Annotated in this window: 16 protein-coding genes; 11 read left to right on the top strand and 5 right to left on the bottom strand. The window is 36.4% G+C overall.

The window, feature by feature from the left end:
- Positions 1–278: 278 nt before the first annotated feature.
- The 5 genes from ODE14_RS04385 to ODE14_RS04405 all read left to right on the top strand — a co-directional run bounded on the left by ODE14_RS04385 (position 279) and on the right by ODE14_RS04405 (position 6,907).
- Entirely contained in the window at positions 279–2,789 is a 2,511-nt protein-coding gene (locus tag ODE14_RS04385; RefSeq protein ID WP_263603112.1) for an FtsK/SpoIIIE family DNA translocase, read from the top strand.
- Between the two features lie 161 nt (positions 2,790–2,950).
- Positions 2,951–3,598, top strand: a complete 648-nt coding sequence (locus ODE14_RS04390) for a LolA family protein (protein ID WP_248393456.1) — start codon at positions 2,951–2,953, stop codon at positions 3,596–3,598.
- 141 nt (positions 3,599–3,739) lie between these two features.
- Positions 3,740–5,200: an LptF/LptG family permease gene (locus ODE14_RS04395; RefSeq protein ID WP_263603113.1), complete on the top strand. Its 1,461-nt coding sequence runs from the start codon at positions 3,740–3,742 to the stop codon at positions 5,198–5,200.
- A 100-nt stretch (positions 5,201–5,300) separates the two neighbouring features.
- The gene (locus ODE14_RS04400; protein WP_263603114.1) at positions 5,301–5,942 is read left to right on the top strand and encodes a hypothetical protein; all 642 of its coding nucleotides are present in this window, start codon (positions 5,301–5,303) and stop codon (positions 5,940–5,942) included.
- 110 nt (positions 5,943–6,052) lie between these two features.
- Positions 6,053–6,907: a hypothetical protein gene (locus ODE14_RS04405; RefSeq protein ID WP_263603115.1), complete on the top strand. Its 855-nt coding sequence runs from the start codon at positions 6,053–6,055 to the stop codon at positions 6,905–6,907.
- A gap of 63 nt (positions 6,908–6,970) precedes the next feature.
- Here the strand turns inward: ODE14_RS04405 and frr are convergent, their stop codons facing one another.
- Together frr and pyrH are read right to left on the bottom strand one after the other, a co-directional pair.
- Complete coding sequence (gene frr / locus ODE14_RS04410; protein ID WP_263603116.1) at positions 6,971–7,525, bottom strand: ribosome recycling factor; 555 nt, start codon at positions 7,523–7,525, stop codon at positions 6,971–6,973.
- Positions 7,526–7,588: 63 nt separating this feature from the next.
- A complete protein-coding gene (gene pyrH / locus ODE14_RS04415; RefSeq protein ID WP_248393451.1) occupies positions 7,589–8,296 on the bottom strand; it encodes a UMP kinase in 708 nt (235 codons plus the stop codon).
- A 282-nt stretch (positions 8,297–8,578) separates the two neighbouring features.
- On the opposite strand from pyrH, the gene porQ reads away from it, so the two are divergent.
- From porQ to ODE14_RS04440, 5 genes are all read left to right on the top strand, one after another.
- Positions 8,579–9,571, top strand: coding sequence for a type IX secretion system protein PorQ (gene porQ / locus ODE14_RS04420; RefSeq protein ID WP_263603117.1), 993 nt, complete (start codon positions 8,579–8,581; stop codon positions 9,569–9,571).
- A 168-nt stretch (positions 9,572–9,739) separates the two neighbouring features.
- Entirely contained in the window at positions 9,740–10,414 is a 675-nt protein-coding gene (cmk, locus tag ODE14_RS04425; protein ID WP_263603118.1) for a (d)CMP kinase, read from the top strand.
- Between the two features lie 94 nt (positions 10,415–10,508).
- The gene (locus ODE14_RS04430) at positions 10,509–10,856 is read left to right on the top strand and encodes a YtxH domain-containing protein (RefSeq protein WP_248393448.1); all 348 of its coding nucleotides are present in this window, start codon (positions 10,509–10,511) and stop codon (positions 10,854–10,856) included.
- Positions 10,857–10,936: 80 nt separating this feature from the next.
- Positions 10,937–11,245 carry a phage holin family protein gene (locus ODE14_RS04435; RefSeq protein WP_248393447.1) on the top strand — a complete coding sequence of 103 codons (309 nt, stop codon included), beginning with the start codon at positions 10,937–10,939 and terminating at the stop codon, positions 11,243–11,245.
- 3 nt (positions 11,246–11,248) lie between these two features.
- The gene (locus tag ODE14_RS04440; RefSeq protein WP_248393446.1) at positions 11,249–11,746 is read left to right on the top strand and encodes a phosphoribosyl-ATP pyrophosphatase; all 498 of its coding nucleotides are present in this window, start codon (positions 11,249–11,251) and stop codon (positions 11,744–11,746) included.
- 68 nt (positions 11,747–11,814) lie between these two features.
- On the opposite strand, the gene ODE14_RS04445 is transcribed toward ODE14_RS04440, so the two are convergent.
- The gene (locus ODE14_RS04445; RefSeq protein WP_263603119.1) at positions 11,815–12,549 is read right to left on the bottom strand and encodes a TrmH family RNA methyltransferase; all 735 of its coding nucleotides are present in this window, start codon (positions 12,547–12,549) and stop codon (positions 11,815–11,817) included.
- Between ODE14_RS04445 and ODE14_RS04450 the strand changes: the two genes are divergently transcribed.
- Positions 12,535–15,132 (top strand): BamA/TamA family outer membrane protein, encoded by a 2,598-nt coding sequence (locus ODE14_RS04450; RefSeq protein WP_248393444.1) that lies wholly within the window; start codon positions 12,535–12,537, stop codon positions 15,130–15,132. The two genes, ODE14_RS04445 and ODE14_RS04450, sit on opposite strands and share 15 nt — an antisense overlap.
- Here the strand turns inward: ODE14_RS04450 and ODE14_RS04455 are convergent.
- Both ODE14_RS04455 and ODE14_RS04460 read right to left on the bottom strand, forming a co-directional pair.
- The gene (locus ODE14_RS04455) at positions 15,129–15,716 is read right to left on the bottom strand and encodes an ElyC/SanA/YdcF family protein (RefSeq protein ID WP_322926132.1); all 588 of its coding nucleotides are present in this window, start codon (positions 15,714–15,716) and stop codon (positions 15,129–15,131) included. The genes ODE14_RS04450 and ODE14_RS04455 overlap by 4 nt on opposite strands.
- A 26-nt stretch (positions 15,717–15,742) precedes the next feature.
- Positions 15,743–16,867: a flavin reductase family protein gene (locus ODE14_RS04460; protein WP_248393442.1), complete on the bottom strand. Its 1,125-nt coding sequence runs from the start codon at positions 16,865–16,867 to the stop codon at positions 15,743–15,745.
- Positions 16,868–16,869 lie beyond the last annotated feature (2 nt).

Here is a 16,869-nt window from a genome sequence, read left to right on the forward strand (position 1 = left end):
ATTAAGAATTTTTTCATGATAATTTAATTTGTTATTTAGAGATTATAATAATTTTATTTAAATTAATGTGTGGTATCTGCTAAAACAGCGCATTGGCAACAACACTCTTTACAAAAACTTTAATGAAAAAAATTAAATCAAAATTGAATTATTTTAAATATTTTAGTTTCTGTAAACCGGAATCACGTTGATAATTTTCCGACAAATAAATAATAATATTCTTCCCGGTAATACACCAGTTTTAATGTTGAAAAACATTAAATTTGCCACAGTACATTATGGATAAAAACACACAAAAAAAACAACAGGAATTGCCTGAAAAAGGCAGATTTTTATCGAAGCCGAGAGTATTCTTCGGGCTTACCTTCATTCTTTTTTCCGTGGTTCTCACCTTTTCATTTGTTTCCTATCTGATGAATTGGAAGGCAGACCAGAGTCAGGCCGGAACCATGCTGGATAAAAGCATTAAATCTTCCAACCTCTTCGGAAAGCTGGGCGACTGGCTCGGAAATATTTTCATTTTCGAAAGTATTGGCGTGGCTTCTTTCATCATTGCTTTTCTGTTTTTAGTTTTCGGAACGATTATTCTTAAAAAGAAAATGTTTAAACCGTGGAAAACTGTTGGACATTCCTTGTTTTTTATTTGCTGGCTTCCCATTTTATTCGGAGCTATTACAAAGGGTCAGGGTGTTCTGAGCGGTGTGTACGGGTATCAGATTATGGATTCCCTGAATACAATTATTGGCTCTTATGGTCTTTGGCTGGTTTTAATTTCAAGCATTGCGTTATATTTTATTTTAGAATTCAATCTTCGTCCGAGTTCTATCAAATCTAAGCTGAATGACCTCAATGAAAATACTATTGGGAGGGTAAAATCCATGATGCCAAGTTCTGATGAAAATTTTGAGGCGGATGATGAACTCATTGAAGAAGCTGAAAATGCAGAGAATATTCCTTCCAAAATTACCGTTACGGAAACCATAAAGCCCGTTAAAACGGAACATGTACCGGTTGCTGCTGAAGTTGAAACGATCGTAACCCCAAACAAAACATCTTTTGAAGATGATAAAAATGATTTTTCACAACCATTACACGTAGATCTGAGTCCGAAGCCTTCTGTTCCAATGCCAAGTCCTGAACAGGCTTTTGACATCAAACCGGCGGCTTCAACAGCAATTGTGGCTGAAGATGATATTAAATTTAAAGTAGAAGTTGCTCCTGTAGTGGATATTTTGGATGATTCCGACAGGAAATCCCAGGAACTGGTAGAAAAACACGGACTGTACGATCATAAATTAGATTTAGCTAATTTCCAGATGCCGACTGTTGATCTTTTAAAGGATTACGGAAATGAGGAAATTTCTATTAATAAAGAAGAACTGGAAGAAAACAAAAATAAAATTGTTGGACTGCTTAAAAATTTCAATGTAGGCATTGCTGAAATCAAGGCTACGATAGGTCCGACAGTAACTTTGTATGAAATTGTTCCGGAAGCGGGAATCCGTGTTGCGGCAATAAAAAAACTTCAGGATGATATCGCCCTGAATCTTTCCGCACTGGGAATCCGGATTATTGCTCCGATGCCGGGTAAAGGAACCATCGGGATTGAAGTTCCAAGAAAAAATCCTACCATGGTTTCTATGCGTTCGGTAATTGCATCCCAGAAATTCCAGAATACGGATATGGATCTTCCTGTGGTTTTCGGGAAAACGATTTCCAACGAAATTTTCATGGCAGACCTTTCCAAAATGCCTCACCTCTTAATGGCAGGTGCAACGGGACAGGGTAAATCCGTGGGTATTAACGCAATTCTTACTTCACTTTTATATAAGAAACATCCGAGTGAATTGAAATTCGTAATGGTAGATCCTAAAAAGGTGGAACTTTCATTATATTCAAAAATAGAAAGACATTATCTGGCGAAACTTCCGGATGCAGAGGAAGCCATTATTACCGACACGAATAAGGTAATCAATACCCTGAATTCTCTTTGTATTGAGATGGATACAAGATATGATCTTCTGAAAAATGCATTCTGTAAAAATTTAAAAGAATACAATAAAAAATTCTCAGAAAGAAAACTGAATCCTGAAAACGGACACCGTTATTTACCTTATATTGTTCTGGTTGTTGATGAGTTTGCAGATCTTATCATGACTGCCGGGAAAGAAGTTGAACTTCCGATTGCAAGACTGGCGCAGCTTGCCAGAGCAGTGGGAATTCACTTAATTGTTGCCACCCAAAGACCATCTGTGAACGTAATTACGGGTATGATTAAGGCCAACTTCCCGGCTAGAGCAGCTTTCAGGGTAATTTCAAGTGTAGATTCCAGAACGATTCTGGATTCTCCGGGTGCAGATCAGCTGATTGGTAAGGGAGATATGCTGTATTTTAACGGAAATGAAATTTTAAGACTTCAGTGTGCATTTGTAGATACACCGGAAGTAGAAAGACTTGCTGAATATATCGGTGAACAAAAAGGATATGCCTCAGCATTTATTCTTCCTGAATATGTTTCCGAAGATTCTGCAAGTACGGTAGGAGCTTTCGACCCTAATGAGAAAGATGCTTTGTTTGAAGAAGCGGCAAGAATTATTGTTTCTACACAGCAGGGCTCTACTTCCATGCTTCAAAGGCAATTAAAGCTTGGCTACAACAGAGCTGGGAGAATTATGGACCAACTGGAAGCAAGCGGAATTGTAGGCGGATTTAACGGTGCTAAAGCCAGAGAGGTTCTCATTAGTGATCTTCATTCGCTTGAACAGTTTCTGGATGATTTAAAAGGATAACCTGAGAAAATTCTAAAATATTGTCTACCATTTCTATTTGTAATGATAAAAAACAGCAGCATTCTTTGGAACAGTTTTTGAAAGATCTGCGCAGTTAATGCCCAGCGGTGGTTTAACTTCTAACACTAAAGTAAGTCTAAAGATTAAAGATTTAAATAAAAATGAAAAATATTATTTCAAAAATTATAGTAAGCGGTATGGTTGTGGGTGCAGTAGGAATTACTAATGCCCAGAAGATTGATGCTAAGGCTAAAAAAATACTGGATGATATTACGGCAAACTATAATTCCAAGAAGAATTCTTATTTTAAATTTTCTTTCGGAACAGGAACAAACGGGCAGGTTTCAAAGACAGAACCGGGAATTTATTATGCTGCCGGAGATAAGTATAAGTTAAAGATCATGGAAACGGAACAGATCTTTGATGGCAACAAAATCTACAATATCAATACGGAAGATATGGAAGTAACCGTTGCAAAACCAAACGGAAGCGGGTCTATGTTCTCCCCTATCAACTATCTTTCAACGTATAGAAATGATTATAACGTAACCTATAACGGAAAGAAAAACGTGAATGGTGTAAATGCCGATTTTATCAAACTGACACCGGTAAAATCAAATGGAATACAGCATGTCTACATCTTTGTAGATTCGGCAAAAAAACAGATGGTAAAGCTTGAACAGCACGGAACCAATAAAGATGTTGCGGTAATTGCCATTAAAGAGTATAAAGAAAATCAGACTCTGGATCCGGGAATGTTTGTTTTTGATAAAAGTAAATACAAAAATTACCTGGTTACTGAACTTTAAAAATAACATCTGTGAAACTTAAAAATGCTTTTAATACCCGTTTTATCATTTTAAAGGCTCGCCGTTTTACAGATTATAAAAATTTCATAAAATATAAAGGCTGCAAAGGAAACTTTGTGGCTTTTTCATTAATTTTGGCACATGTTAAAAATTCTTGACCGATATATCATAAAAACCTTCTTCGGACCGTTTTTCTTTATATTCAGCGTGTTGTTTTTCATATTTATTGTAAATATCATCTGGGTTCAGCTGGGGCAATTTATGGGAAAAGGACTCAGTACCTGGCAGATTTTAAAACTTCTCTTTTATCTTGGAGTAAGCGTTATCAGTATGGTATTACCGCTTACAATTCTTCTTGCAAGTATCATGTCGTTCGGAGAATTTGGGGAGCGGTACGAACTTGCCGCCATGAAAGCGGCGGGAATTTCCCTTACAAGAGTAATGCTGCCTTTATTGGGAGTAACGGTTGTTCTATCGATCATGCTTTATTTTTTCTCCAATAATATTATCCCGGATTTTCAGAGGAAGGCCAAAAATATGCTCTTCAATATTGCACAGACCAAACCCGCGCTTAACTTCACACCCGGACAGTTTATCGATCAGATTCCCGGATACATGGTGAAATTTGATAAAATAACAGGAGAAAACGGTGAAAATATTGAAGGCGTTTTTATTCATAAGAAAGCGACAACCTATGATAATCAACAGTCGATTGTTGCAGAAAAAGGAAAATTCGTACCGGCTGCCAATAAAAATTATCTTAAACTCATTCTTTACAACGGATACGTGTATGAAGATAACTTTGCGGGGAAAGCAGAAAATGTGCGTCTAAAACAGCCTGATCAGGCTATAAAATTTGATTCGCTAACCTCCCATTTTGATGTAAGTGAAATCATTAATAAAGCGATAGAAGAAGAAAGAATTACGGACGATTACCGGTTTCAGACATTCAACCAGCTTAATAAAACCATCGATCAGACCAAAAAGGACAACAACAAATTCTTTACAAATGTTAATAATGATGTTCTGGGCCAGACCAATTCGGTGATCACTTACATGGACACTAAACAGAACAGGTCGAAAGCAAAACCAAAGCAGCTTTTAAAGCTTGATACTTTAAAAAATGACAAAAAACTGGAGATTATTAATAATGCGTATACCCGCCTTGAAAGCCTAAAAGGTACTGTTGATGGTAAAAATAACGAAATTGATCCTGTTGTTAAATATTATGGGAAAGTGGTGATCTATCAGCAAAGGATTGTTACCTATTCATTCACCTGTATTATCTTCTTCCTGATCGGTGCGAGTCTCGGATCTATCATCAGAAAAGGAGGAATGGGACTGCCTGTGATTATTGCCATTGTTATTTTCATTATATTTTATGTCATTAACGTAGGTGTGGAAAATATGGCCTGGTCTGGTAAAGTAAATCCTTATCTTGCAGCCTGGATTCCTAATCTCGTTTTATTTCCGTTCGGGATCTGGATGACTTATAAGGCACTTACCGATTCGCAATTATTTGATGCGGAAAAATATAAGACATTCTTTAAACCCGTCACGAAGCTGTTCGTTAAAAATCAGGAACATAAAAGATATCAGTAATAATAGAAAGGTCCGGAATTTCCGGATCTTTTCTTTTCAGCATAGGCAGATTGTCATAGCATGTTTTTTGTACTAATGAGGCAGTCAAAACCATTTAAATATGAAAATTATATTGATGAGCCTAAGCTTTTTGATGATCATTTCCTGTAAGAAAGAAGCAACGGAAATAATTGATAAAAAACGTTCTGAAGAGCAGTTAGTAAAAAAAGATACCCCGTTGAAATCAGGAAATGGCACCATAAAGACCATTGATGATATAAAAAATGAGTATGCTAATCTCAACAGTATGCTTAGGTCAAAAAAACTGGATTCTACCCGATTTACTTATAATTGTGATGAAAGAGAAGGTGAAGTCACTTTATATTTCGAAAATAAAAAACTTGCAGTTGTAAAGGATTTTTATGCAGAACACAGTCACTTTTCCTCATCTACAACTTATTTTGTGAAAAATAATCAGGTGTTTTTTATTTTCAATGATGAAACGGTTTGGAATTTTGATGACGGAGGAACTCCTGAAAAGCCCGAAACCAAAGACGATATTAAAGAAAAAAGAATTTATATTCTAAATAATAAAGCGGTTCAGTGTTTCGAGAAAAATTATACGGTACGTTCCAAGGGAAATAATACAGATCCTGAAAAAATATCTAATAAAGAAATAAAATGCGATGTTGCAGAACTTATGAAAAAATATCAGCTTATTCTAAAAAATAAAAACACAAGAGGCGAAATACAATGCTTATAAGGTGTATTGATTTACTTTCTGATTTATCTCATATAAAACAGGTTCGCATAAGATTTTATATCATTTTATGAATACATACTTTTGTGTAGATTTATTCAAATAAAAGTGAAATGTATAAAAAAATTCTGGCGCTGTCTGTAGCAGGTTTATTACTTTTTTCATGTTCTGACACAGAAATGGCAGACTCCAATCCTACAGAAACACAAATAAAAAACGATCCCGCTTTAACCAGTTTAGGGCTTAAAATAACAGCAGATAAATCCGGTGTTAATATTTTTGAAAATATTGATTTTAAACTTTCTCAAAAAAATCAATCAACCTATTTTGGAATACTTGCAGATTATCTTGATGTGCTGACCTTTAAAATTTCAAATACTGAAGGAGAAAAAATTATCTTTGAGAAAACACAAAATGGAAATTCCGTGACCACAAGCTTTAATTATCATTTTTATTATCCTGGCAATTATACGGTGAGCATTGAAGGTTTCAAGGACGGGAAGAAAATATATACTGACCAGACTTCTGTAAATGTTACTGACAATAATGATTTTTTAGCAGTGAACTGGAACGGTTTTACGGCGACAGATACGGCAACAGGATATAACAATATTCTGCAGAAAAATACGCTAGGCTTTTTCAACGGTTTTGAAAATCAGCATCCCTATGTTTTAGTAACTAATATTTGGGATAATATGTACAGTTATACTGATACGCAGATTAAGCAGATGGATAAGGAATACCTTTATAATTATCTGGCCAAATATTATTCAGCACCTACATATTCCGAGGGGAATACAGATATGAAAGACCGATATACTCAGAATTTTAAAAAATCGATTAAAAATGATATCCCCGTAAATATCTGGATCACTACAAAAAGTAAGATTGCTCTGATGAAGCAGTATTCTTCTACTGATCCGTCGTTATTCATAGGCTATATTGTAATTGCAGAGCCCAATAATTAATTAATAACACATCAAAACAAAAAGCGGCCTAAAAGCCGCTTTATTTATTTAAAAAACTGAAAATTATACTTTCATAATTTCAGCTTCTTTTGTTTTAAGATGTTCATCACAAATTTTCACATATTTATCGGTAAGAACCTGGATATCAGCTTCGATACCTTTAATAACATCTTCAGAAACACCATCCAGCTTTTTAAGTTCTTTCAGACCGTTTTGTCTTGCATTTCTGACTACAACTTTCGTATCTTCAGTTTCAGATTTGGCCTGTTTTGCCAGCTCTCTTCTTCTCTCCTCCGTTAACGGCGGAACATTAAGAATAATATTGATCCCGTTATTGGAAGGAGCAAAACCAAGATTAGAATTAATGATGGCTTTCTCAATATCATTAATTGCTTTAGCATCCCAAGGTTGAATAGAAATCGTCATGGCATCCGGAATAGAAACATTGGCTACCTGGTTGATGGGAGTCAATGCCCCGTAATATTCTACCATTACATCCTGAACCATGTTTGTAGACGCACGTCCCGCTCTGATTCTTTGAAATGCATGATCCAGGTGCTTAACAGCCGCTTCCATATCGTGTTGCACAGACTCTACTATAAGATCTAATTCTTCCATTATATAATAAAAATTTGATAAGTTACACATTAATATAAATGATTAGTGATGAGTAATAAGCAATTACAAATCAACTAAAGTACCAACAGCTTCTCCGTCTACAATTCTTTCAAGATTTCCGTCTTTGTTCATATCAAAAACGATAATCGGCAATTTATTTTCGTGACTTAAAGTAAAAGCAGTCATATCCATAACTTTAAGATTTTTGGCATAAACTTCGTCGAAAGATAATGAATTATATTTTACGGCGTTTACATTTTTTTCAGGATCACTGTCATAAATTCCGTCTACCCTTGTTCCCTTTAAAATGACATCAGCTCCGATTTCGATTGCTCTTAATGTTGCCGCTGTATCGGTTGTGAAATAAGGATTTCCTGTTCCTGCCCCGAAAATCACCACTCTTCCCTTTTCAAGATGTCTTACGGCTCTTCTTTTGATGAAAGGTTCCGCTACTTTGTCCATTTCGATGGCAGACTGTAATCTTGTTTTAATGCCGGCATCTTCCAAGGCTCCCTGTAGTGCCATTCCGTTGATTACCGTTGCAAGCATTCCCATATAGTCGCCCTGTACTCTGTCCATTCCTTTTGCAGCTCCTGCCACACCACGGAAAATATTTCCTCCTCCAATCACAATGGCAATTTCGCAACCTTTGTCCACTACTTTTTTGATCTCGGCCGCGTATTCCTGAAGTCTTTCGTTGTCAATACCATATTGTCTGTTTCCCATTAAGGCTTCACCACTAAGTTTCAGAAGGATTCTTTTATATTTCATCTTTATTATTAAATAAATTTTATCTGTTGGTTTGTCAGAAATTTGACTTTGCAAATATAATCATTAATAAGGTTGATTTTTAATTCTGGATTAAATTTTTAAATCTTGTTTAAATGGCTATTTTGAAAGATATTCCCAACACAGCTTTAAGGTTTCAAAAACCTTTAGGATTTAACGATAAAACCATAATTTTTAAAAAACTTAAAATTTACCGGTAAATAATGTGAGAAATATTTTGAAAAGTACGAAAAAGGATTATTTTTGCATTACTAATAAACTGAATTGAAGAAAATTGTCATTTTTTCATTATTTCTGTCAGGGATTGTTTCTTATGCACAAACAGGAACAAACGTTTACCCGTTTTTGAATATTCCGGTTTCTGCGAGACAGGCTGCTCTTGGCGGCGATGCAATTTCTGTAAGAGATCATGATGTTTCCTTTGCCATTGCAAACCCCTCATTGCTCAATAAAGATTCCGATAACCAGCTTTCCGTGAATGCTGCATCATATCTTGCCGATTCCAAATACGGAACAATAGCCTATGCCAAAGATTTTGACAACGGTCATATGGCTACCATTAATGCAAGGTATATGAGCTATGGTGACATTCCGAGAACCGATGAAAGTGGTTTCGAAAACGGCACATTCAAGGCTTCCGATGTTGCCATTGGTGCTGGATATGCCTATCAGTTTGAAGAAGACTGGACGATAGGCGGAGGATTAAATTTTATCACTTCTAAGATTGATAACTACACCTCTTCTGCCATATCAGGAAACGCAGGAATTACGTATCATAATAAAAAGAACAAAGAAACGGCCTCTCTGGTATTCAGAAATTTTGGATATCAGTTTAAATCATTCAACGGAACCAGGGAAAATCTTCCTTTTCGCGTAGATTTGGGATACACCCGGATTTTAAAAGCTATTCCGCTGGCGATTACCATTACGGCACACGATCTTCAGGAATTCGATATTTCTTCACAATACAATGTAAACGGTCAGGAAGTAAATGTGGGAAGGAAAATTGCCGATCATTTCTCTATTGGTGCAGAACTGTTCCCTGAAAAAGGATTCAACATCAGGCTGGGATATAATGTAAAACGCGGAAATGAACTGGCAGTGGCCGATCAGAGAAATTTCTCCGGGCTTTCAGCCGGATTTGGAATTAAATTATCAAGATTCCGAATCGATTATGCACATGTAAGATATCATAATTCAACCAATGTTAATCAGATTGGTGTTTCGGTAGATCTTGTAAGCCATGCCGGAGAATAATTAAAGTAAAATCATTTACATATATCCCTGAATTTATTCGGGGATTTTTAATTTAAATATTTGATGGAAAGCCGGTTCTAATACTTTTATACAACTTGATGCATATCATCATCAATAAAATCCTCAAACTTTACTTGGTTTTTAATAAAAAATCTGGAAATTTGTGCCATGAAAAAACCTGTTATAGCAATCGATGGGTACTCGTCTACCGGAAAAAGTTCAATATCTAAAATTATTGCCCAAAAACTTGGGATTATTCATTTGGATACGGGTGCACTCTACAGAGGCGTTACCTGGTTTGCCCTTCAGAACTGTTTGAGCGACGACGGATCAATTAATCTTCAAAGTCTGTTTTCTTCTTTCGATGAAATAGAACTTGAATTTAAAAATGATAATGGCGAGCTGGTTCTTTTCTTAAATCATATTGATATTTCAAAAGCGATCCGTACCAATGAAGTGTCAGAAAATGTAAGTTTTGTCGCAAAACAGAAGGAAGTAAGGGATTTTCTTCTGCAGTCTCAGCGTTCTTTGGCAGAAAAAGGCGGAATTATTATGGACGGACGTGACATCGGGACAGTAGTTCTGCCAAATGCGGACTATAAGTTTTTCCTGACGGCAAGTATTGATGAAAGAACAAAAAGACGCTATCAGGAACTGATAAGCCTGGGAATCGAAGCCAATGAACAACAGGTAAAAGAAAACCTTATTATACGCGATAAGATTGACAGTGAGCGGGAAATAGCCCCTCTTAAGCAGGCGGATAATGCTATCGTTATAGACAATACCACCATTTCGAAAGAAGAAACGATAGAAAGTATTCTTTCATACATCAAAAACATTTAACACTTTTTAATAGATGTTTGGCTCCTTTGGTATATTAATTGTACAAATATTAAGCAAGTAAAACTAGTATTATTAACTATTAAAAAAAACGAAAATGTCTAAGAAAAACAATACAGCGGGTATTTTGGCAGGGCTTCTTGCAGGTGCTGCGGCGGGTGTAATTTTAGGAATGCTTTATGCTCCGGAAGAAGGTAAGGAAACCAGAAAAAAAATTAAAGAAAAAGCTAATGATATTAAAGATCAGGCTAAAAACAAATACGGAGAGGTTTCTGAAAAGGTAAAAGACCAGTACAGCAGTATTTCTTCTACTTTCAAAGAAACAGCAAGTAACGTAGCTCATACTATGAAAGACGGATACGATAAATACAAGGATCAGATTGTTTCAAAAACTGCAGATGTAGTAAAAAATGTAGAATCTGAACTAAACGATCTAAAACAATAAAATAATTTATTTTTTAGGTAAATTATGAGAAGGAACTTTATAAACAAAAGTTCCTTTTTTTGTAACTTTAAAGAAAAACAATGATTGAAACTATTAAAGAATACGCATCGAAAAGAATTGACCTCCTGAAAATTGAAGCCACAGAAAAATCTTCACTTTCAGCCGGAGTTGTTACCTATCTTGTTTTAATGTTGGTAGCCTTTGGTTTTTTCATTATCCTGTTCAACTTTGGGATTGCTTTTCTCATAGGAAAAGCTGTGGGCGGTACATCTTATGGATTTCTGATTGTAGCAGCATTTTATTTTCTTATCATGATGATTTTAATGGTATTAAAAAAGAAAATCGTAAATTATGTGGCAGATCAGGTTATTAAATTTTTAAATCATTAAACTATGGGCAGAAAGTATGAGAGCTTAGAAGAATTAAGAAGAAAGAAAAAACTGTTGAAACAGGAAATCGAAGGATTGGAAGATCTTCTTACATTCAAGAATACGAAAGAAAGTTTAAGTGCATTCACCAATGGTTTGACAGATCAGTATCTCGAAGAAAAAGTAGATGAAGACGGCGACGAAAAAGTAGTGCTGAAAAAAGACGTAATCGCCAAACAGATCACTTCTGAAATAAAAGGAGCATTAATCAATAAAAATACAGCAATGGGAATTGCGGGATCTGCTTTTAAAGGGGATGCTGCAGATATGCTGATTAAACTCGGCGTTACTGCCATTGTAGGAAACTATGCCAGAAAAAGCCTTAAGAGTTCAAACTGGAAAAGGAAAGTTGCCGGAGTAGCATTAATCTATCTTGCTCCGATTGCATTGAGATTTATCAGAAAAAAATTGGAAAACTACCAGAAAAACCAAAGTGTTTCAAGTATGGAACAACTTATTTGAGTTGGAGTGTGGGGGCGTTTGAGTGTTTTAAGTTATTTCTAACTCATCAACTCTCCCACTCTCAAACCCTATTGCCCTTTTTCACTGAAAAGCTGTCCTAAAATAATTCCGGCTGCCATAGACACATTCAGGCTTTCTGTGGATTGTGATTGCCCAAATCTGGGGATCATTACACTTTTTTCTAAAAGTCTTTCGGTTTCAGGACGCATTCCATTTCCTTCATTTCCGAGAATCAGATTCATTTTTTCCGGTTTGCTAAATGAATAGATATTCTCCCCTTCCATATCCGTACCGATATTGATATTCTTAGTCCCGGAAAGATATTCTACTAAGTCGGTGTAAATAATATTTACCCTTGTAAAAGATCCCATACTGGCCATAATCACTTTAGGATTGTAAAAATCAACAGTGTCTTTACTGCAGATAATCTGCTCAATACCAAACCAGTCGGCAAGGCGTATAATTGTACCCATATTCCCCGGATCCTGAATACCATCAAGTATAAGCTGAAGATTTCCATCATTCAGTTTTTTCTCTTCACCAAGGTAGCAAACAGCAACAGAATCTTTGGGATTTTGCAGGAAGCTTATTTTTTTAAGCTCATTATCAGAAATATGGGTTATCGGAGCTTCCGCTCGGTCCAATTTTTGAGGATCGGTAGAAAATATTTCTTTAATTTTAAAGTTAGAATTGAAAAGTTCAGTGATGGTTTTATTACCTTCAACCAAAAACAAATTGTATTTTTGTCTGAACTTCTTTTTATCTAAAGATTGTAAAACTTTTATTGTATGAGCTGTAAGCATTATAAGAATTCTCCTCAAAAGTATTATAAAATTATATCATTTGCAACATTTGTAGGTCTCCTTTATGCTTGTAGCACCACAAAAAAGGTTCCGGACGGAGAATATCTGCTGGTACAAAATAATTTTGAATTTGAAGATAAAAAAACTCCATTTGACGGTGAACTGAAAGGATACGTACAGCAAAAACCCAATAAAAGGCAGTTTCTTTTTATGCCGCTCAGTTTGTGGCTCTACAATGCCGCCAACCCGAAATATGATACCCTTCTGAATGAGTATATGACATATCCCAATGAATTGAGAAATCAGAAATTAAGAGATTCTCTTTTCATTAAATACAATATGAAAAGCAGTGTCGGGAAAAGCCTGTTTTTCGACAGGTTATATCACAACTGGGGTTCGGCACCTGTAATTCTTGATCAGACTAAAACGGAAAAAAGTGCAGAATCAATAGAGAAAAGACTTACCTATCGCGGATACTGGGATGCAGAAGTGAAATTTAAACATGATCTTGATTCAGCAGCAAAAAAAGCAGCGGTAACTTATTTTATTACTCATAAAGATCCTACTTATATCAAAGAATATTATTATAATATCACAGATCCGGCCGTAAAGAATATTTATCAGCAGAAGATCAGGGGAAGTCTGATCAGACAGGGACAGATATTGGATCAGACAGTTCTTGAAAAGGAAGTGACGAGGATCAATGACCTGATGAGGGATTACGGATATTACAGATTTAATAACCTTGGTGACGAGATTTATTTCGTAGCCGATTCTCTGAAAAGCAGAAAACAGGTACCTTTAACCCTTGAAATTCATAAAGATTCTCTGGACAGCCCTTATAAAGTCTCTACAATAGGGAATATTGATGTTGCCATTGTAGATGAAGTAAGTGATTATCCTAAAAATACAAAAAAAGACAGTTTAAGAGGAATACGTTTTCATAAAGTTAATAATCAATATGATTCAAGAGCAATATGGAGAGCAATTACAATCGGAAATAAACAGGTCTACGACCAGAAAAAATTTGATCTTACCAGAAGGAATCTTTTGGCGATGAATAACTTCAGTATACTCAGATCAAGGGATTCTTTAAGACACGGAGGCGGTGCTGCACCGAATGACAGTATCATCGATGTAATGTATGTTCTTAAACCGCTCCCGAAATACGAACTCAAGCTCGGTACGGATGTCAACTATTCCCAGTTGCTGAATCTGGGGGTTTCTCCTTCCGTAGATCTTACGACAAGAAACGTTTTTGGCGGAGCAGAAAACCTTTCCACCAGTCTGTCGGGAACTTTCGGATCGATAAGAAGTACCAAAGATATCAACAGCAGGGTTCTGGCTTATGAAATTTCCGCGCAGGCATCTCTGAACTTTCCAAGGTTACTGCTGCCATTCGATTACTATAAATTGCTTCCGAAAAGGTACAGCCCAACTTCATCCATCGTGTTGGGAGCTTCAGTCCAGAATAATATCGGTCTAGGAAGGGTAAACTTTAATACGGGTTTAAATTATCTCGCCACCGTAAATGATAAAGTATCTCACAGACTTACAATTTTCAATACTCAGCTGAGTTTAACCAAGAATAAAGATGCTTATTATGATTATTTTGTGAATGATGATGAAATAAGAAGGGAAATATTCAGTGATTACTTTGCATTCAACCCTTCCCTGGCGCAGGAATTCACCGCAGGACAACGCACGATAGACGAAGTTTCGAGATTAATTACATTAGATACACAATATGTGGGAACACTCGACCAGCAGGGAGCCGACAGGTTTGTAGCCTTTGTAGGAACCCTTATCAATAAAGACCGCCAGACACAGGATGTCTTAATCTCTTCGTTTATCTACAATTTCGTGTATAATGAAATCGGGAAAAAAGATTATCCGAACTCATTCTATTTCAACGGGAAAGTAGAGCTTGCAGGAAATATCTTCAGCATTTTTAATCAGAAAAGAAATGACGGCGGAGTAATTACCAGCCCGGAACGAACTATTTTCGGCGTTCCGTATGCACAATTCGTAAAATTTGATTTTGATATAAGAAAATATTTTAAATTTAATAATAATACTCTTGTATTGCGGCAGTTTGTAGGTCTTGGGATTCCTTACGGAAACTCTTCCAGTATGCCGGTGATCAGGTCCTATTTTAACGGAGGAGCCAATGATATCAGGGCGTGGGTTCCTTTTGGCGGACTTGGTCCTTCAGATTCACAAATTGACGAACGCGTACGTACTTATATTACGGAAAATCTGAAACTTACTACCAATATTGAATTCAGGGTTCCATTTAACGAAACCTACGAAGGAGCACTTTTCACCGACATCGGTAATATCTGGTCTTTAAAAAACTCTAATGAAGCTGCTGCGGATGAATTTAAGCTTAATAAATTCCTAAAACAGGTTGGTGTTGGAAGTGGTTTCGGGTTAAGGGCAAATATTGCTTATATCACTTTAAGACTTGACCTCGCATATAAAATGTATGATCCTAATAAACCTGAAGGCGACCGATGGAGAATAAAGTACTTCCAGCCGTTTAAACCAACATTGAATATTGCATTCGGATATCCGTTCTAATCCGGAGAAATTCCTAATGCAAAATAAACAACAGCAACCGTTCTGGCCAAAATCTCCCGGAACTGGTTTCTGTAGTAACTTTCGGGTTTGGTAACATCGCGCGCATCAAATCCCAGGGCGTTCATATTGTTGTTTCTCGCAAAAAGAAGTGCCCGGAGATTGTGGAAACCCTGCGACACGATAATTACATTATCTTTTTTATATACATCTTTACAGCGTAGAATACTGCGGTAAGTATTAAATCCTTTCGGGTCTTCGATAATGATCTCTTCAGGAACTCCTTCCTGGTAGATCAGGTAATTTTTCATGGCTGCAGGCTCATCGTATCCTTTGCTTTTTTCACCACTCACCAATATTTTTTTGATTTTTCCATGGTGATAAAGCAATGCCGCCGCGTCCATTCGTTTGGTAAAATACGGATTGGATTGCCCGGATCGCATTTTTGGTGAAGTTCCCAGCACCAGGGCGACTTCTCTCGGCGGAATTTTAGAGATCTTGTTGTATGTCCGCCCGTCAGTGAGGGCAAAAACCCAGGCATTAGCAAGGCATATCAGCAGAATCATGATTTCCACTGATATTAACATGAGGTTAAATATGTTTCTTATTATTCTCAACTCAGATCAAAGTTAAGCTTTATTTTCTTGCTTTTAGCAATAGACATACAAGCCAGGATATGTCCTTTTTCTTCTTCTTTTTCCGTAAGATATTCATTTTCCAGCAGCTCTACTTCACCTTCTTCAAGAATGCACTCGCAGCTTCCGCAGATACCCGACTTACAGGAATACGGTACGGCAAACTTCTGAATCAGCAATTGCTGCAATATTCTCTCCTTATTATCCGGAAGTTCAGTAAAATAGTTTTTCCCGAGCATGGAAAACTCTACATCAATATTTTCGATAACAGGAAATTCTTTTTCCACAGGATAAATATCGTCATTATATTCCTCAAAAAGCTCAAAATGAATATTATTCTTGGGGATTCCGTGGTGATAACATGCGTTGGCCAGTGTTTTAATCATATCCCCTTTTCCGCAGATCAGTACTTCGTCTACGGCATCCCAGATCGTAGATTCTTCATCGGTATCATCCAGATGCAGAATCTGATTGATGATAAGACTCAGCTTTTTATCATCAAGTCTTCCGTGGAATAAACTGTTTGATTGTTTTTCTTTGGAAAAGAAATAAAAAATCTGGAGCCTGTCGCCATAATTCCGGGCAAGAGTATCGAGTTGCTCACGGTAAATCATATCTTCAGAAGATTGATTGCCGAAGAACAGGAAAAGCCTTGTTCTGGGCTCATTATGCAGGATGTTTTTAAAATGGCTGAGAATAGGGGTAATTCCTATACCCGCTGCAAAGCCTACAATGGTTCTGAATTCACTTGGCTTGGAAATCAGTGTGAATCTTCCGGCAGGTTCGCTTATCAACAAAAGATCTCCCACATGATAATTTCTGAATAATTCTGCAGCATCTCCTTCAGATGAATTTATCTTTATACCCAACGCTATTTTTTCTTCATAAGGTGCGGAAGTTATCGAATAATCTTTGATAACATCTTCATCATGAGATTTGAATTTTATACTGACAAACTGCCCTGCCTCAAACCTGAAATTCTCTTTCATATTGCCGGGAATTTCAAATTCGAGAGAAAAAGTATTTTTGGTCAGTTCTTCCTTTTTCGTTATTTTTAGCCAATGAAACTTTGTAAGTTTCCCCTTATAGATTTGTTGTTCCATAC

The organism is Chryseobacterium sp. PET-29 (assembly GCF_025736815.1).
GTDB lineage: Bacteria > Bacteroidota > Bacteroidia > Flavobacteriales > Weeksellaceae > Chryseobacterium > Chryseobacterium nepalense.